The organism is Aurantiacibacter xanthus, from assembly GCF_003584015.1.
GTDB classification, from domain to species: Bacteria; Pseudomonadota; Alphaproteobacteria; order Sphingomonadales; family Sphingomonadaceae; genus Alteraurantiacibacter; species Alteraurantiacibacter xanthus.
Genome location: NZ_QXFM01000114.1, coordinates 60,621 through 79,668, shown reverse-complemented (window position 1 = coordinate 79,668; position 19,048 = coordinate 60,621). Strand labels below are relative to the sequence as shown.

The 19,048-nt window shown below is 64.3% G+C and carries 32 protein-coding genes; 30 read left to right on the top strand and 2 right to left on the bottom strand.

Annotated features, from left to right (window positions below; genetic code table 11):
* From fdhF to fdhD, 3 genes are all read left to right on the top strand, one after another.
* The gene (gene fdhF / locus D2V17_RS14390) at positions 1-2,847 is read left to right on the top strand and encodes a formate dehydrogenase subunit alpha (RefSeq protein WP_119593501.1); all 2,847 of its coding nucleotides are present in this window, start codon (positions 1-3) and stop codon (positions 2,845-2,847) included.
* Positions 2,847-3,122, top strand: a complete 276-nt coding sequence (locus D2V17_RS14385) for a formate dehydrogenase subunit delta (protein WP_191229205.1) — start codon at positions 2,847-2,849, stop codon at positions 3,120-3,122. The genes fdhF and D2V17_RS14385 overlap by 1 nt, the downstream gene beginning before the upstream one ends.
* A 113-nt stretch (positions 3,123-3,235) precedes the next feature.
* Positions 3,236-4,009: a formate dehydrogenase accessory sulfurtransferase FdhD gene (fdhD, locus tag D2V17_RS14380; protein ID WP_119593500.1), complete on the top strand. Its 774-nt coding sequence runs from the start codon at positions 3,236-3,238 to the stop codon at positions 4,007-4,009.
* A gap of 557 nt (positions 4,010-4,566) precedes the next feature.
* On the opposite strand, the gene D2V17_RS14375 is transcribed toward fdhD, so the two are convergent.
* Complete coding sequence (locus D2V17_RS14375; RefSeq protein WP_147367421.1) at positions 4,567-5,085, bottom strand: hypothetical protein; 519 nt, start codon at positions 5,083-5,085, stop codon at positions 4,567-4,569.
* A 63-nt stretch (positions 5,086-5,148) separates the two neighbouring features.
* Here D2V17_RS14375 and D2V17_RS14370 point away from each other — a divergent pair, with 63 nt between their 5' ends.
* Positions 5,149-5,439, top strand: a complete 291-nt coding sequence (locus D2V17_RS14370; protein ID WP_191229204.1) for a helix-turn-helix domain-containing protein — start codon at positions 5,149-5,151, stop codon at positions 5,437-5,439.
* Positions 5,436-6,260, top strand: coding sequence for a phage protein Gp27 family protein (locus D2V17_RS14365; protein ID WP_119593497.1), 825 nt, complete (start codon positions 5,436-5,438; stop codon positions 6,258-6,260). The genes D2V17_RS14370 and D2V17_RS14365 overlap by 4 nt, the downstream gene beginning before the upstream one ends.
* 104 nt (positions 6,261-6,364) lie before the next feature.
* Here the strand turns inward: D2V17_RS14365 and D2V17_RS14360 are convergent, their stop codons facing one another.
* Positions 6,365-6,625 carry a hypothetical protein gene (locus D2V17_RS14360; RefSeq protein WP_119593496.1) on the bottom strand — a complete coding sequence of 87 codons (261 nt, stop codon included), beginning with the start codon at positions 6,623-6,625 and terminating at the stop codon, positions 6,365-6,367.
* An 80-nt stretch (positions 6,626-6,705) separates the two neighbouring features.
* Here D2V17_RS14360 and D2V17_RS14355 point away from each other — a divergent pair, with 80 nt between their 5' ends.
* The 25 genes from D2V17_RS14355 (at position 6,706) to D2V17_RS14260 (ending at position 19,048) form a co-directional block, all read left to right on the top strand.
* Entirely contained in the window at positions 6,706-7,752 is a 1,047-nt protein-coding gene (locus D2V17_RS14355; RefSeq protein ID WP_119593495.1) for a hypothetical protein, read from the top strand.
* Complete coding sequence (locus D2V17_RS21405) at positions 7,749-7,895, top strand: hypothetical protein (RefSeq protein ID WP_191229203.1); 147 nt, start codon at positions 7,749-7,751, stop codon at positions 7,893-7,895. The genes D2V17_RS14355 and D2V17_RS21405 overlap by 4 nt, the downstream gene beginning before the upstream one ends.
* Entirely contained in the window at positions 7,892-8,065 is a 174-nt protein-coding gene (locus D2V17_RS21400) for a hypothetical protein (protein ID WP_191229202.1), read from the top strand. Before D2V17_RS21405 ends, D2V17_RS21400 begins: the two co-directional genes overlap by 4 nt.
* Positions 8,065-8,253, top strand: coding sequence for a hypothetical protein (locus tag D2V17_RS14350; RefSeq protein ID WP_119593494.1), 189 nt, complete (start codon positions 8,065-8,067; stop codon positions 8,251-8,253). Before D2V17_RS21400 ends, D2V17_RS14350 begins: the two co-directional genes overlap by 1 nt.
* On the top strand, positions 8,246-8,923 hold the full coding sequence (locus D2V17_RS14345) for a class I SAM-dependent methyltransferase (protein ID WP_119593493.1): 678 nt from the start codon (positions 8,246-8,248) through the stop codon (positions 8,921-8,923). Before D2V17_RS14350 ends, D2V17_RS14345 begins: the two co-directional genes overlap by 8 nt.
* Positions 8,923-9,201, top strand: coding sequence for a LexA family protein (locus tag D2V17_RS14340; protein WP_119593492.1), 279 nt, complete (start codon positions 8,923-8,925; stop codon positions 9,199-9,201). Before D2V17_RS14345 ends, D2V17_RS14340 begins: the two co-directional genes overlap by 1 nt.
* On the top strand, positions 9,198-9,521 hold the full coding sequence (locus D2V17_RS14335; protein ID WP_119593491.1) for a hypothetical protein: 324 nt from the start codon (positions 9,198-9,200) through the stop codon (positions 9,519-9,521). Before D2V17_RS14340 ends, D2V17_RS14335 begins: the two co-directional genes overlap by 4 nt.
* Positions 9,521-9,742 carry a hypothetical protein gene (locus tag D2V17_RS14330; protein ID WP_119593490.1) on the top strand — a complete coding sequence of 74 codons (222 nt, stop codon included), beginning with the start codon at positions 9,521-9,523 and terminating at the stop codon, positions 9,740-9,742. Before D2V17_RS14335 ends, D2V17_RS14330 begins: the two co-directional genes overlap by 1 nt.
* 4 nt (positions 9,743-9,746) lie before the next feature.
* Complete coding sequence (locus D2V17_RS14325) at positions 9,747-10,202, top strand: hypothetical protein (protein WP_119593489.1); 456 nt, start codon at positions 9,747-9,749, stop codon at positions 10,200-10,202.
* The gene (locus D2V17_RS14320; RefSeq protein ID WP_119593488.1) at positions 10,199-12,214 is read left to right on the top strand and encodes a transposase domain-containing protein; all 2,016 of its coding nucleotides are present in this window, start codon (positions 10,199-10,201) and stop codon (positions 12,212-12,214) included. Before D2V17_RS14325 ends, D2V17_RS14320 begins: the two co-directional genes overlap by 4 nt.
* Before the next feature lie 92 nt (positions 12,215-12,306).
* Positions 12,307-13,251, top strand: a complete 945-nt coding sequence (locus D2V17_RS14315) for an AAA family ATPase (RefSeq protein WP_119593487.1) — start codon at positions 12,307-12,309, stop codon at positions 13,249-13,251.
* A complete protein-coding gene (locus D2V17_RS21015; RefSeq protein WP_147367419.1) occupies positions 13,215-13,409 on the top strand; it encodes a hypothetical protein in 195 nt (64 codons plus the stop codon). Before D2V17_RS14315 ends, D2V17_RS21015 begins: the two co-directional genes overlap by 37 nt.
* Complete coding sequence (locus tag D2V17_RS14310; RefSeq protein ID WP_119593486.1) at positions 13,406-13,810, top strand: helix-turn-helix domain-containing protein; 405 nt, start codon at positions 13,406-13,408, stop codon at positions 13,808-13,810. Before D2V17_RS21015 ends, D2V17_RS14310 begins: the two co-directional genes overlap by 4 nt.
* Positions 13,803-14,510: a gp16 family protein gene (locus tag D2V17_RS14305; protein WP_191229200.1), complete on the top strand. Its 708-nt coding sequence runs from the start codon at positions 13,803-13,805 to the stop codon at positions 14,508-14,510. The genes D2V17_RS14310 and D2V17_RS14305 overlap by 8 nt, the downstream gene beginning before the upstream one ends.
* Positions 14,507-14,713, top strand: coding sequence for a hypothetical protein (locus D2V17_RS21010; RefSeq protein ID WP_147367417.1), 207 nt, complete (start codon positions 14,507-14,509; stop codon positions 14,711-14,713). The genes D2V17_RS14305 and D2V17_RS21010 overlap by 4 nt, the downstream gene beginning before the upstream one ends.
* Positions 14,710-14,853: a hypothetical protein gene (locus D2V17_RS21395; RefSeq protein ID WP_191229199.1), complete on the top strand. Its 144-nt coding sequence runs from the start codon at positions 14,710-14,712 to the stop codon at positions 14,851-14,853. Before D2V17_RS21010 ends, D2V17_RS21395 begins: the two co-directional genes overlap by 4 nt.
* Positions 14,843-15,130, top strand: a complete 288-nt coding sequence (locus tag D2V17_RS14300) for a hypothetical protein (protein WP_119593484.1) — start codon at positions 14,843-14,845, stop codon at positions 15,128-15,130. Before D2V17_RS21395 ends, D2V17_RS14300 begins: the two co-directional genes overlap by 11 nt.
* Complete coding sequence (locus D2V17_RS14295) at positions 15,127-15,486, top strand: hypothetical protein (RefSeq protein ID WP_119593483.1); 360 nt, start codon at positions 15,127-15,129, stop codon at positions 15,484-15,486. Before D2V17_RS14300 ends, D2V17_RS14295 begins: the two co-directional genes overlap by 4 nt.
* 106 nt (positions 15,487-15,592) lie before the next feature.
* Entirely contained in the window at positions 15,593-16,249 is a 657-nt protein-coding gene (locus D2V17_RS14290; RefSeq protein ID WP_119593482.1) for a glycoside hydrolase family 108 protein, read from the top strand.
* Between the two features lie 4 nt (positions 16,250-16,253).
* On the top strand, positions 16,254-17,033 hold the full coding sequence (locus D2V17_RS14285; protein ID WP_119593481.1) for a hypothetical protein: 780 nt from the start codon (positions 16,254-16,256) through the stop codon (positions 17,031-17,033).
* Positions 17,020-17,229, top strand: a complete 210-nt coding sequence (locus D2V17_RS14280) for a TraR/DksA C4-type zinc finger protein (protein WP_245978729.1) — start codon at positions 17,020-17,022, stop codon at positions 17,227-17,229. The genes D2V17_RS14285 and D2V17_RS14280 overlap by 14 nt, the downstream gene beginning before the upstream one ends.
* Positions 17,226-17,795 carry a hypothetical protein gene (locus tag D2V17_RS14275; RefSeq protein ID WP_119593480.1) on the top strand — a complete coding sequence of 190 codons (570 nt, stop codon included), beginning with the start codon at positions 17,226-17,228 and terminating at the stop codon, positions 17,793-17,795. Before D2V17_RS14280 ends, D2V17_RS14275 begins: the two co-directional genes overlap by 4 nt.
* Complete coding sequence (locus D2V17_RS14270) at positions 17,788-18,135, top strand: hypothetical protein (RefSeq protein ID WP_119593479.1); 348 nt, start codon at positions 17,788-17,790, stop codon at positions 18,133-18,135. The genes D2V17_RS14275 and D2V17_RS14270 overlap by 8 nt, the downstream gene beginning before the upstream one ends.
* Positions 18,132-18,452 carry a hypothetical protein gene (locus tag D2V17_RS14265; RefSeq protein ID WP_119593478.1) on the top strand — a complete coding sequence of 107 codons (321 nt, stop codon included), beginning with the start codon at positions 18,132-18,134 and terminating at the stop codon, positions 18,450-18,452. Before D2V17_RS14270 ends, D2V17_RS14265 begins: the two co-directional genes overlap by 4 nt.
* Entirely contained in the window at positions 18,452-19,048 is a 597-nt protein-coding gene (locus D2V17_RS14260) for a DUF3486 family protein (protein WP_119593477.1), read from the top strand. The genes D2V17_RS14265 and D2V17_RS14260 overlap by 1 nt, the downstream gene beginning before the upstream one ends.

Here is a 19,048-nt window from a genome sequence, read left to right as displayed (position 1 = left end):
ATGGGTTACGAACCGCAACAGGATTTCGGCACACCGGAAGTGCAGTCCGACAAGCAGGTCACGCTGACCATCGATGGCCGCGACGTCACCGTTCCGGCTGGCACCAGCGTGATGCGCGCCGCCTCCATGGCGGGCGGCCACATCCCCAAGCTCTGCGCCACCGACAACGTGAAGGCCTTCGGCTCGTGCCGCCTGTGCCTGGTCGAGATCGAAGGCGCGCGCGGCACTCCTGCCTCCTGCACCACCCCCGCCGCCGAGGGCATGAAGGTCAAGACCCAGACCCCGCGCCTCGAAAAGCTGCGCAAGGGCGTGATGGAGCTGTACATCTCCGATCACCCGCTCGATTGCCTGACCTGCTCGGCCAACAACGACTGCGAGTTGCAGGATGAAGCAGCCGCCGTGGGTCTGCGCGATGTGCGCTATGGCTATGAAGGCAAGAACCATCTCGATGGCGCGGTCGACAAGTCGAACCCCTATTTCTCCTTTGCCGCCGACAAGTGCATCGTCTGCTCGCGCTGCGTGCGCGCCTGCGGCGAAGTGCAGGGCACCTTCGCGCTGACCGTCGACGGGCGCGGCTTTGCCTCCGTGATCTCCGCCGGCCAGAGCGAGGACAACTTCCTCAGCTCCGAGTGCGTCTCCTGCGGTGCCTGCGTGCAGGCCTGCCCGACCTCGGCGCTGATGGAAAAGAGCGTTACCGCGATCGGCAAGCCCGAGCGCGCCGTCGTCACCACCTGCGCCTATTGCGGCGTCGGCTGTGCCTTCCGCGCCGAAATGAAGGGCGAGCAGCTCGTCCGCATGGTGCCGTGGAAGGATGGCAAGGCAAACCACGGCCATTCCTGCGTGAAGGGCCGCTTCGCATGGGGCTATGCCAACCACCAGGACCGCATCACCAGGCCGATGGTGCGCGAGAAGATCACCGATCCCTGGCGCGAAGTGAGCTGGGACGAGGCCATCGGTTTCGCGGCAAGCAAGATCAACAAGATCAAGGCCAAGAGCGGTCCGCGCGCGCTGGGCGGCATCACCTCCAGCCGCTGCACCAACGAGGAAACCTTCCTCGTGCAGAAGCTGATCCGTGCCGGGTTCGGCTCGAACAACACCGATACCTGCGCCCGCGTCTGCCACTCGCCGACCGGGTTCGGCCTCTCGACCACCTTCGGCACCAGCGCCGGCACGCAGAACTTCGATTCGGCGGAAAAGACCGACGTGTTCCTGCTGATCGGCGCCAACCCGACCGACGCGCACCCCGTGTTCGGCAGCCGCATGAAGAAGCGCCTGCGCGAAGGCGGCAAGATCATCGTGGTCGACCCGCGCCGGATCGACCTCGTGAAGTCGCCGCACATCGAGGCCGCGCATCACCTGCCCTTGCAGCCGGGCACCAATGTGGCCGTACTGACCAGCCTCGCTCACGTGATCGTCACCGAAGGCCTCGCCGACGAGGACTTCATCCGCGCGCGCTGCGACTGGGATGAATATCAGGACTGGGCGCGCTTCGTCTCCGAAGAGAAGCATTCGCCCGAATTCCTCGAGGCCGTCACCAAGGTTCCGGCAGAAACCGTACGCGAAGCCGCGCGCCTGTTCGCCACCGGGGGCAACGGCGCGATCTACTACGGCCTCGGCGTGACCGAGCACTCGCAGGGTTCGTCGACCGTGATGGCGATTGCCAACCTCGCGATGGTCACCGGCAACATCGGCCGCGAGGGCGTGGGCGTGAACCCGCTGCGCGGCCAGAACAACGTGCAGGGCGCCTGCGACATGGGCAGCTTCCCGCACGAGCTGCCCGGCTACCGTCACATCTCGAACCCCGAGGTGCGCGAGCTGTTCGAGAACGACTGGGGCGTGAAGCTTGACCCGGAACCGGGCCTGCGCATCCCCAACATGCTCGATGCCGCCGTCGATGGCAGCTTCCGGGCGATCTACATCCAGGGCGAGGACATCCTCCAGTCCGACCCCGACACCAAGCACGTTTCCGCCGGTCTTGCCGCGATGGACTGCGTGATCGTGCACGACATCTTCCTCAACGAGACCGCGCACTATGCCCACGTGTTCCTGCCGGGCAGCACCTTCCTCGAGAAGAACGGCACCTTCACCAATGCCGAGCGCCGCGTGCAGGCCGTGCGCAAGGTGATGGAGCCGGCCAACGGTTATGAGGACTGGCAGGTTACCCAGCTGCTCGCCAATGCCATCGGCTGCAACTGGACCTATAGCCACGCTTCCGAGATCCTCGACGAAATCGCTCGCCTCACCCCCGGTTTTGCCGGGCTGAACTGGGCACGCGTCGATGCCAACGAACAGCTGCAGTGGCCGGTCAACGACAAGGCCCCGCAGGGCTCGCCGATCATGCACGTCGATGGCTTCGTGCGCGGTAAGGGCAAGTTCGTGGTCACCGAATATGTGCCGACCGACGAGAAGACCGGTCCGCGCTATCCGCTGCTGCTGACCACCGGGCGCATCCTTAGCCAGTACAACGTCGGCGCGCAGACCCGGCGCACCGGCAACAACGTCTGGCACGAGGAGGATATCCTCGAAATGCACCCGACCGATGCCGAAAACCGCATGCTGAAGACGGGCGACTTCGCCAAGCTGGCCAGCCGTTCGGGCGAGACCACTTTGCGTGTGCTGGTGACGGACCGGGTGGCTCCGGGTGTGGTCTACACCACCTTCCACCATCCCAGTACGCAAGCCAACGTCGTCACCACCGACAATTCGGACTGGGCCACCAACTGCCCCGAGTACAAGGTGACTGCGGTGCAGGTCACGCCCAGCAACGGGCCGACCGAGTGGCAGGAAGACTATGCCGACCTCGCCGCCATGGCGCGCCGGATCGAACACGTGGAGCCCGCCGAATAATGAGCACCGACAAGCTGCGCCGGATGGCCGACCAGATTGCCCGCAACTTCGAGGCAATCGGGCACGACAACGCCGTGCTGGCCACCGCCGACCACATCAACAAGTTCTGGGATCCCCGCATGAAGGCGGGGATCTTCGGTGACGACTGGTCGCATCTGTCGCCGATTGCTGCCGCGGCGGTGGAGAAGCTGGCCAAGGGCGCAAACCCCGCCCCGCAGACCGGCGCGACCGAGTTCAACAAGGTCGACGAAGTCGGGCACAACGACGCGGGCTAACCCAACCTCCGCTCACCCTGAGCTTGTCGAAGGGTGGTCCTTTCTTCTAGCGCTGGGGTCGAAGGAAAAGCAGCCCTTCGACAAGCTCAGGGCGAGCGGACGGGATTTGGAACATGGCAACGACCACAAGGCAAGTCACCCAGTTCGGGCTTTCGGGCGGCACCATCCTGCTGAGCCGCGAGTTCGTGCCCGAAGTGCCGGTGGCGCTCGAGTTCAACGGGCTCGCCTATGCGGTGATGATGGCCACGCCGACGGACCTCGAAGACTTCGCGCGTGGCTTTGCGCTCACCGAAGGGCTGGCGCAGTCGGTCGAGGATATCGCCGATCTGGCGGTGGTCGAAGTCGAGAAAGGCTGGATCGCACGCGCGCAACTGACCGGCCTCGGGATCGACAAGCTGACCGAGCGCGTGCGCACGCGGGTAGCGGAAAGCTCGTGCGGGCTGTGCGGGATCGAGAACCTTGAGGCGGTCGCAAAGCCCCTGCCGCCCGTGGCAAAGCACGAGGCCATCGAAAGCGCCGCGATCTTCCGCGCGCTGGCAAAACTACGTGATCACCAGCCGCTGACGAAGGCCACCGGCGCAGCCCATGCCGCCGCCTTCTGCGCGCCGGATGGCACGATCCTCCACGCCCGCGAGGACGTGGGCCGCCACAATGCGATGGACAAACTGGTCGGCGCGCTCGCCGCTGCGGGGCAGAGCCCGTCCGAGGGATTTATCCTGTCCTCGGCGCGCTGCTCATACGAGATCGTCGAGAAGGCGGTGCGCGCGGGCGCGACCAGCTTGGTCACTATCTCGCTGCCGACTTCGATGGCGGTCGCCCGCGCCGAGGCCGCCGGGCTCAGCCTGTGGTGCCTCGCCCGCAACGATTCGGTGCTGAAGGTCGCCTGAGCCTTAGATTCTGATGACATTAGCCTTGTTAGTTGACACCACCAGTTAGAGTGGACGACCGGGGTGGTTTTGGCGGGGATTTCCGGGGAGAGCCGGGAATTGGCGGTCCAGAAATGGCGGAAAATCGTGGTTTTCGCGCTTCGGGGCTCGATCTGGCCAGCGCTCCCAGCCGGTTTGCGATTGTCTAGAGTGACGGTCGATTTAGACGATGATCTGACACTTGCGGCTGGAGTGGCGCGATCTAAGAAGTGAGCGTCTTAGGCGGCTCTTAGTGGCGGTTTTCTGCCGTTTCAGGGCCATTCAAGACGCATCTGAGAGGCTCTTAGGGCTGCGTTAAGTGGGCGCGAACTGGGGTTTATCGTGCCCAGTTCGCCATTTTCGGCCCGAACTGGGCACTTATTGATATCTAACGATAAATTAAGCAAAAGCGGCCCAGCGCAACCCTACTTACACGAGTGAAACTGGGCGCGAAATTTCAGCGCGCTGGGGTCCACATTGCGGACACCAGACCCCCACAATGTGGGGGAGTTGCGAAGGGTACCCGTAACGAGGGTACCCTACTCACCATCGCCGTAGCGCCAGTAGCGGGCGCGCTGGGTCACCTCTTCGTAGAACGTTTCGAGCCGGTCGGGCGCATCGGGCTTGCCGATATCCTTGACGATGCTCTCGAATGCCTCGGTGGCGTTGCCGCCTTTCTCCTCCTTGCGATCGGCGATGCGTTCGGCGCAGGCGAGGGCGATCTCATCAAAGAATGACGTGAAATCACGCATTTGCGCTGCATATTCGAGGGGTGAGAAGCGCCGGCCATAGGCATCGAACGACGGCGCGATGAAGATGGCCAGGCAGCGGCCTTCGTAAAGCAGCTGCTGGCCGAGTTCCTCGCGCCGTGCCTGCCGTGCCTGCGCGCGTTGATGATCGGGCAAGATCGCCGCGACACGTTCGTAGGCGGCTTCCGGGATCGCCCCGCGTTTCCTCCAATTCACAAAATTCTGGGCAGAATACCCAATTAAAAGAGCGAGTTGGCGATCTGATGCAGCATGAAAGCTCGCGCGCCACGCGGCAATCTGCTCGTCCACGCTTGACATCAAATGTAAACTATAGTTTTGATGATGACATCATATGTAAAACGAGAGTTAGCCATGAACCCTCCCCTGCACAAAGAAGAGATCAAGTCGCGTATCCGCCAGCGGTACGGCTCGATGCTGGCGTTTGAGCGCGAAAAAGGGCTGATGAACCATTCGGTAAGCCTTGTGCTGGCCGGACATCCGATCCTGCCCACGGCAGAGGCAATCGCGGATGAGCTGGATATTCCGGTGCATCGGGTGTCGCGCCGTTATCATGATCAATACCTGAAGTTAGCCATTTCGCCCCGGCATAGAGGGCCGAAGAGCGAAAAGCACGCCCTTCCTGCGCAGGAGAAGCGCGCATGAATGCGGTGGCGTTGTGTGCAGCGGATATCCGCGAGCTGGAGGGCGATGCCTGCATCGAGGACGTGCGGCTGGGCGAACGGCTGGGCATGGCGCAGCCTCTCGACATCCGCCGCTCTGTGAAGCGGAACTTCGAAGAACTGGCAGGCTACGGACCATTGCGCACCAGGTGCGAAATGGTCGAGCTGGGCAGCGGCGCGAAGCGCGAGGTCACGGTTTACCTGCTGAACGAAGAGCAGGCGCTGTTGCTGGCGATGCTGAGCCGCAGCCCGCTGGCGCAGGCTCTGCGCCGCGAGATCATCACGGTGTTCATGGCCTACCGCCGAGGACAGCTTGGGCAGTCCGCTCAACCCGCGCGGTTCATCCCGACGCCAGCGACCAAGCGCGGCGGGCGCGGCAGGCTTTCCAGCATCGAGCAACTGCCTGCCAAATGCGACGAAGACGTGGCGTGGGTGCGCGAGGCGCTGGCCGAGCGGCGGCTGGCGCAGGTGGATATCCTGGCGGAACTGAACAGGCGGCTGGCGGCGAAGGCTGTGAAGCGCATCAGCAAGGGGGCTTTCGGGCGGTTCGCGGTGCGCCAGTCGCTGGCGCTGCGACGGTTCGAGGAAAGCCAGCAGGTCACCGAGGAAATCGTGACGCGGCTTGGCCCGGACGGCGGGCGCGCAGGATTCGTGGCGACCGCCGAGGTGCTGCGCGAGCGGATTTCCAACTGTGTCACGCATGATGAGGAAGCCTCCCCGCGTTCGCTGGGCAGTGCGGCGCTGGCGCTGCAGCGACTGCGGAACGTGACCGAAGATAACAGGCGCGGGAGGGCTGCAGCGTGAAGGTGCTGGACGATCTTGGCTTCGCCAACCCGAAGGCGGTTCGCCGCGCCAAGTTGGCGAGTGCGCTACGCGCGGAACGGGCGGAAGCGGAAGCACGTCGCGATTCAATCGTTCGCTGGCAGGCCGCGCAGCTGCTCGACATCATCGACCAGCGCATCGAGCGCGCCCTCAAGCGCGTTGGACCTCTCGTTGCCGATCTGGATCATGACAGCGCTTGCGCAGTCCCGGCAGCGGGCCGCGAGGCCGGGTTGATCCCGCTCGATGATGGCGAGCAGGCCGGTGACGAGGCCGCGCATGGCGTCGATCTGGACCTCAAGAAAATCGAGGCGGTTCTCAAACATGGTCTGTCTGTCTTCGGCGGTCATGACGGTTCCCTTCCTGTTGCTGGTGGCGGGGAGGCTAGCGGCGCTTCTGAGGGCGGTCATCGTCTAAGTGGGGATGCCGAATGAACACCCTGCTGACGAATGCCACGCTGTTCGAGCTGGCACCGACCGACGTGTTCGAGGGCGACCGGATCGGCTTCCTGCACGAGGACAAGGCGGCGGCGCTGGGGCGGCTGATGGCCGTCGACGGCCAGCGCGACCCGATCAAGGTGGTGCGCAACCTGCCGAGCAAGCCGATCGATCAGGTGATCGCCGAGGGCAAGAAGCCATGGCGGCTGGTGACCGGCATGCACCGGCTGATCGGCGCGCGGATGGAAGGGATTACGGTCTGGGCGATCGAAGTCTCGGGCAAGCCCGACCAGCTCGCCGACCTTGAGGCCAGCGAGAACCTGCACCGCCGCCCGCTGGGGCCGATCGAGCGCGCCAAATTCACCGCCGCGCTGGTGCAGGCTGCGCAGGAGCGGCTGGCGCGCGAGCGAGGCGGAAAAAGCCAGCAACAGCTGGCTGTTAAGGCGCGCTGGGACCGGGTTAAGCACGGCGAAATGCGCACCGAAGAAGCGCTGCGCGACGATGCCGAGGATGCTTGTGACAACTTGGCACAAGCATACGGAGTGACAAGTTGTCACTCCGTATCCGATGATGCTTCTGCAAACGCTGCACAAGCATCCAGCTGGGTCGATTCCGTCGGCTCCGCCATGGAGCTGGGCAAGCGCGAAATCCATCGCGACCTCGCCATCTTCCGTCTGCTGATCGAGCCTTTTCCTGAGCTGATCGAGGCGCTCTCGCGCCACCCGATTGTCGGCGAGAACCGGAGCCAGCTCAAGCTGGTGCAGGACGTGAAAGACGAGGCGCAGCGCCGCGAGGTGATCGAGGCGCTGCTCGAAGATCGCGACCTCTCGGCCGACATGGCGCGGGCGCAACTGGGCATCGACAGCACCAAGGGTGCAGCGCCCACGCCCGACGTGAAGTTCACCAGCACGATGATCGACAGCTGGGGGCGGCTTTCGATCACCGCCAAGCGCGAGTGTCTGCCACGGTTCGTGAACCTGCTGAGCAAGGACATGAAGGCTCGCCTGCGCGAGCTGCTGGACGAGGAGGACGCGGCATGAAAGTGAATTTCACCGGCCTGCTGATCACCATTGGCGCGCACCGCAAGAAGCCGGACACGGTCTTCTATGCGGGGCCGATCGAGGTAATCGCCTACCCGCAAATGCAGCCAGCTCTCGCACCTGAGCAAGGTGGTGTCGCATGAGGCTGCTCCCCGAAATCGACCATAGCGGCACCTGTATTTCAGCAGACGACTTTCAAGCCGAAGGGCGCACCTTGACGATCCGTTGGCTTGGCATTGTCGTCGAGATTTCGCTGTTGCGTGAGACCGATCTCGACGGCCGTCCCATGGGCCCAGGGGAGTGGATCGGCTGATGCGCGCGAGCTATCTCTCCGCGCTCGCCTGGCTCGCGCATCACGACGATTGCGGCTGGGCCTATCGCGACGACACCGTTCTCAGTGCCCCGGCCCAGCTGGTTGTTCACCTGTGGGACAAGGCCCCGCGCCTGCTCGCCTACGACCTGCGCGCCCTCCGCATGAAGGAGGGCCTTGGCCATGCGTAACGGCGAAGTGACCCGCACGAAGAAGGCCAAGCGGCACCCGCTCGACTGGTATGTCGAGCAGGGCTGGGAATGGGACATGGTCGCGCGCCAGATCGGCATGGAGCCTGAGCTGGCCGATGGTGCGGCGATCTGGGACCCGGCTGCAGGCTATGGCCATGCCGGATCGCGGCTGGCCGACTGGGGTTTCTCCACGCGCATTTACCTCAGCGATCTGGTCGAGAACGTCGCCTGGCAGGATTTCCATATCCGGCCGACGTTCTTCTCGGCGGACTTCCTTGAGCTGACCGCGCCACCGGTGCGGCCGGTCTCGATCTTCATGAACGCGCCCTATTCCTACATCGAGGGAATCGGCGAGGCCTTCGTGCGCCACGCATTGAAGCTCGCCACGCACCGGGTGGTGACGCTGTTTCCAATCAAGTGGCTAGCGGGTGGCAAGAAGCGGGGCCGGTTGTTCCGGCTCGACCATCCGCCGCAGCAGGTGCTGTACTTCACCCAGCGCCCCAGCATGCCGCCCGGCGACATGATCGATGCGATGGGCAGCAAGGCCTACAAAGACGGCGCGGTGGATTACTGCGCCGTGGTCTGGGACGTGCGGCATCCGACCGCGCCGGGCGAGACGCGCAGCGTGTGGCTGCCCCGATTCGACGATCCGATCGGGGAGGCGCTCTGATGCTGGGTGCAACCCCCCGCCAGTACGATCTGCTGCGCTACATCGTCGGCTATATCGGAGCGCATGGCTACGGGCCGAGCTTCGTGGAGATGGCGGCTGGCGTCGGCGTCAAGGGCAAAGGCGCGGTCCATCGTTTGCTGACCGGGCTTGAAGATCGCGGACTGATATTGCGGCGGCACGGCAGTTCGCGTGCGATCACGCCGCTGCATGTGCCCGCCATTCCGCGCACGCCCGACGGTGCGCCGTTGCAGGTGGTGAAGCTGGAGTACTTCGCATGAAGGCCTCGGCTGGCACCCGCCTGATCGGCAGGATCGTGGTTTACCGCGAGGTTCGCGAGTTCATCCTCGCCCGCGTGGCCGAGCAGAGTCCGGAAAGGCTGCGCGTGAGGCGCTGGCTGACCTCGAAAGGCCGCTGGAGCCATGGCCTGCAGAGACTGCAGCCTAGCGACGTGATCGCGGTCTTGCCGAAACGGGCGAGCCCGCCAGCCATCCTCGAACAGATCAGCGCGGCACAACGCAAGCGCGACGATGACCTGCGGCAGGTGCGCAGGGGCTTCGATGCCGACGTCCGCACGATTCTTCAGAGCAGGAGCGCATGATGGCCAGCACGTCCCGCAATGCCGCTTACTACCGCAAGCATCGCCTCGCCTTCGAGCGCGCGCAGCGCGGCGGGATCACGCCTGCAGAGGCTGCGCAGCTGATCGAGCACGAAGAGCGCATGGCGCGCCTGCAGGCGACCGCCGAGGAATTCGAGCGCAAATATGGCCCGGCCACGGCACCGTTCAGGAAGTGGGATGCTGCCCACATGCTGAGGAACTGAGGCGATGGCGAAGGCTCGCGCTCATCCCGGCCAGCTGGGCTTCGATTTCGAAGCGCCCGCACCTGCCAGCGGCGTTGCCGCACTGGCGGGGCTGGAGCGGCGCATCTCGCAAACCGTGGGCACCATTCTGGCCAGCGATCCGCGCAGCCGGAAGGTGATCGCAGCCGAGATGAGCGAGATCCTCGACGAAGACGTGAGCTGGCAGATGCTGGACGCCTACGCGAGCCCGGCGCGCAGCGATCACAAGGTGCCCATGAGCCGGTTCTGGGCGCTGCTGTTGGTCACTTCGCGGCAGGACTTGCTCGATCCGCTGACGCGGGAGCTCGGCGCTGGCGTCCTGATCGGCAGGGAGGTGCAAACCGCACGCCTCGGCCAGATCGACGCGATGATGGAAGAACTCAAGAAAGAGCGCCGCCGCATCAAGGGCGACGGCGCACCGGTGATCAGGGGAAATAAGTGAAACTCGCAGCACAAGCCCTGACTGACCGCGTTGCGTCCGCTGCGAATGAGCAGGCTGCCGAACCGCGCGAGTGGTTCTCCGCAGCCGAACTGGCCGAGCTGCGCCTGCCCGGCCTGCCTGCGGATAAGCGGGCGATCAACCGGCGCGCACGCGATGAACGTTGGGCGAGCAAGGTCAGCCCGGATGGCGAGTTGCTGGTCCGCGAGCGGAAGGCCCGTGGCGGCGGCAGCGAATTCCACATGAGCCTTCTGCCCGGTCCTGCCCGCGTCGATCTGGTGCGGCGTGGCCTGCTGGCCGCAGAGCCGAGCCAAGACGAGGCCAAGACGCCTTTGCGCGGCAGCTGGGCATGGTTCGAGCAGCAGCCTGCAGCAGTGCGCGAGGAAGCCGCACGACGCCTGCACATTCTCAACGAGACTGCTCTGCTCGAAGAGGCCGGAGCGACCGCCAGCGCCGCAGTCGGCGAGCAGGCGTCGGCCAATGGCGTGTCGCCAGCCACGATCTGGAACTGGAAATCGCTGGTCGACGGGATTGCTCAGGCGAACTGGCTGCCCGCGCTCGCACCGCGCCGGAAAGGCGGAGGGCAACGCGCTCAGATGCCTGCCGACCTGTGGGCCATGCTCAAGAGCGACTGGCTGCGGCCTGAGCAGCCGAGCCTTTCGAGCTGCTGGGCGCGGATCACAAAGATCGCGGATTCGAGAGGCATCCAATTGCCTTCCGAACGGTCGATCAGACGCCGCCTGGAGCGTGAACTGGACCCGCGCGTGGTGACGCTGGGAAGGAAAGGAAAAGAAGCTTTGGAAACTGCAACACCGGACGTTCGCCGCACGCTTGAAGGGCTGCACGCGCTCGATATCGTGAACATCGACGGGCACACCTTCGACGTTTTCGTGACGCACCCTGAGACCGGCAAGCCGGTTCGTCCGGTGATGGTGGCGATTCAGGACATTTACAGCCGCAAGATGCTGGCTTGGCGGCTCGACCTCTCCGAAAATGTGCTTGCCACCCGGCTCGCCTTTGCCGACCTGTTCCGCGAATACGGCATTCCCCGCGAATGCCTGCTGGACAACAGCCGCACCTTCGCGAGCAAGGCACTGACGGCGGGTGCAGCTACCCGATACCGCTTCAAGACGATCGCTGAAGAACCGGCGGGTCTGCTCGTTTCGCTCGGGATCAAAGTGCGGTTCGCGCAGGTCTACCACGGGCAATCGAAGCCGATCGAGCGCGCCTTTCGCGACCTGTGCGACCATATCGCGCGCGGCCCCGAATGCGCGGGCGCTTACACCGGCAACAGCCCGGTCAACAAGCCGGAGAACTACGGCAAGCGGGCGATCCCGTGGGATGAGTTCGAGGGCATCGTGGAGCGCGGCATTGCCGACCATAACGCCCGGCTGGGACGGCGCGCAGGTGTATGCCGGGGGCGCAGTTTCGACCAGACCTTTGCCGAGAGCTATGCCGAGGCGACGATCCGCAAGGCGACACCCGAGCAGCTGCGCATGGCGCTGCTGGCAGCGGAGCGGAAGCGCCTCTCTAAGCGCAATGGCGAGATCAAGCTCTACGAGAACCGCTACTGGTCGCCCGAGTGCAGCGCCCATCGGGGCGAGATGGTCACCGTGCGGTTCGACCCGGACAACCTGCACCAGTCGATCCACGTCTACGACCGGGAGGGTCGCTACCTGGCCGAGGCGGCGCTGTTGCAGGATAGCGGGTTCGGCGATGTGGCGGGTGCGATCGCAACCGGCAAGCGCAAGAAGGAGCAGCGGCGGGCGGTGCGCGCCGGGCTGGAAGCCGAACGCGAGATGAGCGCGGCCGATATCGCCGCAGCGCAGCGGGCACTGGCAGCAGATCGTCAGAAGAACACAGCGCCGCGACCACTGAAAGCCGGGGCGGTCAGGCTGGTCCACCACAGCAAGACGGCTGCCGCGATGAAGATTGTCGATCAGATCGAAGATCAGCGCGCTGCGAGCGACGACAGGTTTTTCACCGCCTTGGGGAAGCTGAGGGCGGTGGACTGAAGTGGTGCGCGGGGGCGAGCTGCAAACTGATCCCCGCGCACCGTCCACGAAACGCACCCTTGGGGTGCAGCAGACGGGAAGTGATTTAACCGATGAGCACACCTACGCCAACGATCGATATCGAAAACGAGCGCCGCTGGCTTCAGAACCACAAGCACGAAACGGGGCTGTCGTGGTCTGAACTTGCGAAGCGCACAGGCCTGCCCGACAGCACCATCAGCCTGTTCGGAGGAAAGAACGGATACCCCGGCAAGGAAGAGCGCCCCGCCGAGCATGTTCGCCGATATCGCGAAATGTTGTCCGCTCACGAAGCGGCAGACCTTGAGCCAGTCACAGCGCCAGCTTTCTTCCAAACCGAGACCAGCCAGCGACTGCACCATCTGTTCCTGATGGCTCAGCGCGGAAAGATGTATTACGTCTCGCTGCCATCGGGGCTGGGCAAGTCAACATCTGCCCGACAGTTCCAGCAGCTCTATCCCAATGTGATCCTGGCGACGATGCGACCTTCGTCGGCCGGGCTGATGTCGGCAATGGTCCGGATACTGAGCGCGCTGGGTCAGGACAATGCGAAGGGCGCGCCGGACCGGTTGTCCGCGCAAATCGTCGATCACCTGAAAAAGCTGCGCCACCCGCTCCTCCTGATCGATGAGGCACAGGAACTCACGATCAAGGCGATGGAAGAAATCCGCGCGTGGAGCGACGAGATTGGACTGGGTGTTGTCTTCATGGGGGACATGCGGCTTCACAAGCTGATTCAGACGAGCGACGTACCTCAGCTGCGGAGGCGAATGCGGCCGATCGTCTGGGAGCGCCCCTTTGCGAAGGACGTGGAGGCACTGGCCGACGCATGGAACGTCACCGATCCCAAATGTGTCAAATTCCTCGGTGAAATCGCCGAGATGGGTGGCGGGCTCGGCAATCCGACCGAGACACTTTGCGAAGCGCTGTTGATTTCTCGTTCTCAGAGTCGACCTCTCGAAGTGGCTGACCTCAAGGAAGCTTGGGTTCGCTTCTCTGCTCGGGCGAACCGGTCATGATGCGCGCGCTGGTCAACACGGTGCGGACCGTGATCCGCGACTATGTCGAAGAGCTGGGCGTTTCGCGCGCAGAGCTCGCCGTCGAGGTGTTCGATTTCGCAGTGGCCTGCTTCACCGGGTTCATTTGTGTGGCCGGTGCCATGGCGGTGCTGCCATGAACGCCCCCATCGCAATCCGGCCGATCGAGCACCGGCTGAAAATTCACCTAGGGATGTGGCAAAACATCCCGCCGCTGATTGAGCAGTTGGTCACGAAGTCGACCATCGCCCTCGTATGCGAGGCCTATGGCATCGATGAACACGAGCTGCTCTCGTATCGGCGCAAGGCGATTTTGGTGCATTCCCGCGCTCTCGCCGTCTGGCTGCTGCGGACATGTGAACCGGCCTTCTCCTATCCGACCATCGGACGCCATCTTGGCGGGCGCCACCATACAACGATCATCAATCTGCACCGCATGGCAATCCGGCTGAGGTTGGAAGACCTCCAATTCGCCGCCCTTTGCGCGACGTTCACGGGCGATGCCCTGTCGCCTCAAAATGGAGGGCGCGCCCATGGCTAACGCAGCCCGCAAAGCGACGTTCGACCGATCAACCCAGCACCGTCGAGCGATGCTGGGGAAGATCAACATCGCCCGCCACCAGCTCAAAATGGACGAGGACGACTACCGCCAAGTCCTGTTCGATGTGGCTGGCGCGCGCAGCCTGAAAGAGATGGATGAGAAGGCCCTTGATGCGGTTCTCGCCCGGATGAAGGCGCTGGGCTTTCAGCCCCTGCCCAAGGCGGGCCAGAAGGGCGCGCAGCACCCGGTGGCCAAGAAGGCGCGGGCGCTGTGGATCTCGCTTTACCACCTCGGCGAGGTTCACAACCCGTCGGAACTGGCGCTGGAGGCCTTTGCCAAGCGTCAGCTCGGTTGCGAGCGGCTGGTCTGGGCGCGGCAGTCGGATGGCTTCCGGCTGATCGAAGCCTTGAAGGCCATGGCAGAGCGCGCGGGCTGGCGGCAGAACTGTCCGGTGTCGGGCAAGAAGCTCGCCCCGTCCACGCTGCAGCAACACCTCTGCGAGCTGATCGTGGCGAAGCTCAAGTCGGCAGGGGCAATTCCGCAGGATTGGTCGCTCGACACCGCCGCCTACCGTCTGTGCGGGATCGAGACCCGTGAGACCGAGCGCGGATATTCGGCCGAGGACTATCACCGCCTGGCATCAGCGCTTGGAGCCAAGCTGCGCGAGGTCGCTCCGCACCATGACAGGAGCGGGCGATGAAACTGGCTGCAACGGTCACACGGCACATGACACGGCGGCGGATCGCCACCGCGCGCACGTTCCTTCCGGTCCAACGCTACCGGCTCGGACAGGTCAATCTGTGCCCTGCCTGTGAGGGGCGGCAATGGTTCATCGGGCGGCAGAGCGCCGAATGCGCATTCTGCGAACACGTCCTGCAGATCGCACGGGATGGACAGGCATGATGCGCAATTCCCGCATCAACTATCGCCGCCGCCCGATTGATCGAGAGGCGGCGATACGGCTGCGCTGGTTCTGGGGCGCAATGCTCGCTGCACTCTCAGTATGGGCGCTGATCATCTGGATTGTCTGCAATGGCCAATGAAGCCGCAGCAGACGTGCCGGCGATCAGCGACCACGGCTTGCTGCGCTTTCTTGAGCGTGGCGGTGGGCTCGATGTCGAGGCCTTGCGCGAAGACCTGCGCCGCTCGCTTACCCGCGCGCACCGAGCTGCTCGCCAGCTCGGCGTCTACGAGTATGTGGTAAAGGCCGATGGCATGCTGTTGCTGATGCGCGGCGGCACGCTGGTGACGGTGCTTGAAGAAAAGAGCCCCTACCAGAGCGCACGTGTGCTCGATCCGGAGCGCTGCACCGACCAATGAGCGAGCAGCTGAGCCACGATCTGATTGCTCTGTTGGGCGATGGCGCGTTTATCGCGCTGGTCGAGGCTTTCGGCGGCACGCGCGTCTATATCCCCGTAACACCTGATGCCGATCACGAGATCGCCGCTGCGATCGGCACCGATATGGCTCACCGGCTGGGGCAGCGATACGCCCCTGCCGTGCTACGCATCCCTCTTGCGCGCGCGTTTCGGGCGCGGCATTACCGCGCGAAAGGGCTTTCGAATGCCCAGATCGCCCGCGCGCTGGGCATCACCGAGAGCGGAGTGGACAAGCTGTTCGCCCGCATGGATGACAAGCCTGTCAAAGGCTCCGCCCAGCTCTCCCTCGACATTTGACCGATCATGCCCGCCGTGGCGGGCATACTGTCACCCCCTGCCATGATCCAGAAGGGCTCCGGGAAGAGCGGAGCGGGATGCTCCGCCATTTCGGCAGGACGGCACCATGGCAGCGAGCAAAATCAGCATTCAGGACCTGGTCGAACGCGGCTATTCGCGGCGGTTCGTCAATGCTTATGTCGATTTGCTCGGTGTGGAAGGCGAGTTTGTAGACGACCCGGTCGATCGCGGCGGCGCGACCAAATACGGCATCTCGCTGCGGTTCCTGAAATCGGCGGGCAAGATCGATCTCGACGGCGATGGCTTCGCCGACTTCGACCTTGATTTCGACGGCGACATCGACGCGCAGGATATCCGCAAGCTGACCGTGCTCGATGCGGCCGAGCTCTATGAGCGGTGCTTCTGGAAGGTGCTGCGCTGCGAGAACATGCCGCGCCCAATCGGGGAGATGATGTTCGACCAAGGCGTGAACGGCGGGAATGTTGCTGCCCGCAAGCTGTTGCAGCGCGCGCTCAACAAGGTGGTCGCCGAGCACCACTTCCGCCAGACGCCTCTCGTGGTCGACGGCGTGGTCGGGTTCCGAACCCAAAGATATCTCGACGGCTTCATCGCGCGCGGCCTGCTTGCAGACATCGTGAAGGCTTACCGCCAGGCCGCCGCCGACCGCTACGTTGCGATCGTGCGGCGCGACGCGCGCCAGCAACGGTTTCTCAAGGGCTGGCTGCGGCGCGCCGAGCAGCTCGGCCGCCACGCTGAGGGCTGACGCGGTGACCGGCATTTTCACCTGGCTAACGCTCAAGGCAACAGGCGTCCTGAAGGTCGCTTCGGACGCTCTTAAGGCGATCCTGAAATGGATGGTGGCGGACTGGCGCAATGGCCCGCTGGTGGTCGGCTGGTTCGTGGCACTGTGCCACTGGCTGCTGGTCGATCCGGCAATGCGCAGTGACCTGAGCAAGGAACGCGCCGCACACAAGGGCACCGAGGCCAAGCTGAAGGAAGCCCGAAACCAGGTGCAGGCCGAGCGCGCTGCCCATGCCAAGACTATCGGCAGGTTTCAGTCCGCAGTGCTGGCGGCGACCGCCGCAGCTCATGCCAACGTCGCGCGGGTCAAAGCCGAGCAGGAAGCCATCACACAGGAGGCCACCGATGAATACCAGCAACGGGTTGCGGCGCTGCGCTCCCGCGCTGCTGCTGCTGAGCGGCGGCTGCGCGCTGCAGCCGAAAGACGAGCAACCGATGCGGCCGATCACGGCGGTGCCTCAGCAGCTGATCTGCCCCAGCCCGGCGATGCCGCCACCAGCACTGATGCAGCGTCCGCGGATCATGGATTTCCTGCCGCCCGATCCGGCCTCGACTGGCCCGACGAATTGAGCGGCGCGGATATCTGCACCGGCAACATGAGCCTCGAAGAGCGGCTCATCGCCAGCGAGCAGGCCGTCCAGCTCGATGCGCTGATCAGCTGGGTGGAGAGGCAATCAACGGTGCCTGTGGCTCCGATCATCACACAGCCCGCCCCCATGCCGGAGACCTTCGATGCAGGGCAATAACCGCACACTCGAAGCCTCGGAGTTGTTCGAGGAAGAGCAGCGCGACCGGCGCATTGCCATGGTGCGTGCCAGCCTTTCCGGGCGCGGTGAAGAGCACTGCTGCGATTGCGGCGATCCCATCGATGTCGCCCGGCGCATGGCCATGCCCAACGCGCGGCGCTGCTTCGACTGCCAGGAGGATCACGAGCGCCGATGATTATTTCAGGTGTCTCAGCAGGCAAGTTCGCCGCAGGCTGGCTTCCGGCAATGGCCGTGAGTGCAGTGCTCAATCCCGTGCCCGAGGCTGCGTACATCGCGCTCGACCTCGGCGGCGTCGAGGTGCCGGTGGTGACTGCGCTGCTCGCCGCTTTCGGTGTGCTCGCCGCCCGTCCGCTCGCGCGGCGTGAGGAGAGCAAGCTCAGCCTGGGCCAGTTCGTTCTCGTGTCGGCCATCATGCTGGTGGTGGTCGAGCTGTGGGTGATCGAGATGCGCCCGCGCTGGTTGTTCGCCTTCGTGGTGGCGATCGGCCTCGGCTTTTCCGGATACTCGCTGATCGAACTGCTGGGCAAGGAACTGAAGGAGCTGGTCAGCGCAGGCTTTCGCGCTGTGCGGCGTCGGATCGGCGGCTTGATCGGCCTTCCCGACGAAGACCGCAGCACCGCAGAAGCCGAGCCCTTCGATCCTTCCGATGAATTTGAAGAGATGTCGGCCAACGGCGGAGGCGGATATCGCCGCAACCGCCCTGTTCGGCGCAACAGTGAACAAGGTGACAGGTATGAGTGAATGGCTGCAAATCGCGATCATCGCCTTTATCCTGCTGGGTATCGGCGTGGCGATCCGGCGCGGTGGTGCGGCCAATCCGGTCGGCACCGGGGAGCTGCAGCGCGAGGTCGCCAGCATGAGAGGCCAGGTCACCTCGATCAAAAATCGCGTCACCGAGATCGAGCACCGATCGGCCAGCAAGGTCGACATAGAGCGGCTCGAAGACCAGCTGAAGATTCACGACACCAAGGTGAGCAAGCTGGGCGAGGCAGTGGCCAGCCAACAGCCGATGATCCAGCACACTTCGCGGCAGGTCGACCGGCTTTATGACGCGATCGTGAAGAAAGGGATGGACGTATGAGCCTGAGCCAGAGCCTTTCGGGTGTTCACGAGCAGCTGGCGGCAGATGCGCGACTGTTTATCCTGGTCGAGCTTGATGCCCAGACTGACGGCCATCTCAACGCGGTCTCGCTGCGCAGTCTCCTGCGCGCACGCTATGGCATCGATCGCACGCCCGAGTGGCTGGCGACCCAGCTGAACCTCCTGGCCGATCTCGGCGCGGTCGAGGTGATCAGCGCCGGGGCGATCCCGATCGCGCGCATTCTCGCCCCCGGCCAGCACCATGTGGCGCAGCGTTCGATCCTCGCGGGCGTCACCCGGCCGAGGGACGCCAGCTGATGAGCGAGGAACGCGCATCGGGCTCGCAGCGCGGCCGGGGGCGGCTGTCGTCGATCGACTTGCTGCCCGAAGAGGCCGAGGCCGATGTCGTGTGGGCGCTGGAGAAGCTGCGCGACCGGAAGCTTCCGCAGACCGTCATCCTCGCCGAGTTCAACGAACGGCTGATGGACAAAGGGTTGGAGCCGATCAGCAAAGGTGCCTTCAGCCGCTACGCCGTGCGCAAGGCCATCCAGTTCCGCAAGCTGGACGAGGTGCAGCGAATTTCGGGCGAGCTGGTGACCAGCCTCGGCAGCGACGGCCCCGATCAGGTGACGGTTGCCGTGGCCGAAATGCTCAAGCTGGCGATGTTCCAGATGCTCGAAGAGGGCGAGGTCGATTCGAAGAACATCATGGAGCTGGGCCGCGCGCTGCAAAGCGCCGTGAACGCGCAGCGCGCCTCGGACGAATATCGCAAGCAGCTCGAAGCCCGCGTCAGCAAGCAGATCGAGCAGGCAGCCGACAAGGCCGAGGAGATGGCGCGCGAAGCCGGGCTTTCGCCCGAGCGCATCGAGCAGCTGCGGCGTGATTTCCTCGGGGTACGCGAGGCGAAGAAGTGA

Coding starts and splice junctions, on each gene's coding strand:
- fdhF (WP_119593501.1), top strand. CDS start 1: ATGGGTTACGAACCGCAACAGGATTTCGGCACACCGGAAGTGCAGTCC.
- D2V17_RS14385 (WP_191229205.1), top strand. CDS start 2,847: ATGAGCACCGACAAGCTGCGCCGGATGGCCGACCAGATTGCCCGCAAC.
- fdhD (WP_119593500.1), top strand. CDS start 3,236: ATGGCAACGACCACAAGGCAAGTCACCCAGTTCGGGCTTTCGGGCGGC.
- D2V17_RS14370 (WP_191229204.1), top strand. CDS start 5,149: ATGAACCCTCCCCTGCACAAAGAAGAGATCAAGTCGCGTATCCGCCAG.
- D2V17_RS14365 (WP_119593497.1), top strand. CDS start 5,436: ATGAATGCGGTGGCGTTGTGTGCAGCGGATATCCGCGAGCTGGAGGGC.
- D2V17_RS14360 (WP_119593496.1), bottom strand. CDS start 6,625: ATGACCGCCGAAGACAGACAGACCATGTTTGAGAACCGCCTCGATTTT.
- D2V17_RS14355 (WP_119593495.1), top strand. CDS start 6,706: ATGAACACCCTGCTGACGAATGCCACGCTGTTCGAGCTGGCACCGACC.
- D2V17_RS21405 (WP_191229203.1), top strand. CDS start 7,749: ATGAAAGTGAATTTCACCGGCCTGCTGATCACCATTGGCGCGCACCGC.
- D2V17_RS21400 (WP_191229202.1), top strand. CDS start 7,892: ATGAGGCTGCTCCCCGAAATCGACCATAGCGGCACCTGTATTTCAGCA.
- D2V17_RS14350 (WP_119593494.1), top strand. CDS start 8,065: ATGCGCGCGAGCTATCTCTCCGCGCTCGCCTGGCTCGCGCATCACGAC.
- D2V17_RS14345 (WP_119593493.1), top strand. CDS start 8,246: ATGCGTAACGGCGAAGTGACCCGCACGAAGAAGGCCAAGCGGCACCCG.
- D2V17_RS14340 (WP_119593492.1), top strand. CDS start 8,923: ATGCTGGGTGCAACCCCCCGCCAGTACGATCTGCTGCGCTACATCGTC.
- D2V17_RS14335 (WP_119593491.1), top strand. CDS start 9,198: ATGAAGGCCTCGGCTGGCACCCGCCTGATCGGCAGGATCGTGGTTTAC.
- D2V17_RS14330 (WP_119593490.1), top strand. CDS start 9,521: ATGGCCAGCACGTCCCGCAATGCCGCTTACTACCGCAAGCATCGCCTC.
- D2V17_RS14325 (WP_119593489.1), top strand. CDS start 9,747: ATGGCGAAGGCTCGCGCTCATCCCGGCCAGCTGGGCTTCGATTTCGAA.
- D2V17_RS14315 (WP_119593487.1), top strand. CDS start 12,307: ATGAGCACACCTACGCCAACGATCGATATCGAAAACGAGCGCCGCTGG.
- D2V17_RS14310 (WP_119593486.1), top strand. CDS start 13,406: ATGAACGCCCCCATCGCAATCCGGCCGATCGAGCACCGGCTGAAAATT.
- D2V17_RS14305 (WP_191229200.1), top strand. CDS start 13,803: ATGGCTAACGCAGCCCGCAAAGCGACGTTCGACCGATCAACCCAGCAC.
- D2V17_RS21010 (WP_147367417.1), top strand. CDS start 14,507: ATGAAACTGGCTGCAACGGTCACACGGCACATGACACGGCGGCGGATC.
- D2V17_RS21395 (WP_191229199.1), top strand. CDS start 14,710: ATGATGCGCAATTCCCGCATCAACTATCGCCGCCGCCCGATTGATCGA.
- D2V17_RS14300 (WP_119593484.1), top strand. CDS start 14,843: ATGGCCAATGAAGCCGCAGCAGACGTGCCGGCGATCAGCGACCACGGC.
- D2V17_RS14295 (WP_119593483.1), top strand. CDS start 15,127: ATGAGCGAGCAGCTGAGCCACGATCTGATTGCTCTGTTGGGCGATGGC.
- D2V17_RS14290 (WP_119593482.1), top strand. CDS start 15,593: ATGGCAGCGAGCAAAATCAGCATTCAGGACCTGGTCGAACGCGGCTAT.
- D2V17_RS14280 (WP_245978729.1), top strand. CDS start 17,020: ATGCAGGGCAATAACCGCACACTCGAAGCCTCGGAGTTGTTCGAGGAA.
- D2V17_RS14275 (WP_119593480.1), top strand. CDS start 17,226: ATGATTATTTCAGGTGTCTCAGCAGGCAAGTTCGCCGCAGGCTGGCTT.
- D2V17_RS14270 (WP_119593479.1), top strand. CDS start 17,788: ATGAGTGAATGGCTGCAAATCGCGATCATCGCCTTTATCCTGCTGGGT.
- D2V17_RS14265 (WP_119593478.1), top strand. CDS start 18,132: ATGAGCCTGAGCCAGAGCCTTTCGGGTGTTCACGAGCAGCTGGCGGCA.
- D2V17_RS14260 (WP_119593477.1), top strand. CDS start 18,452: ATGAGCGAGGAACGCGCATCGGGCTCGCAGCGCGGCCGGGGGCGGCTG.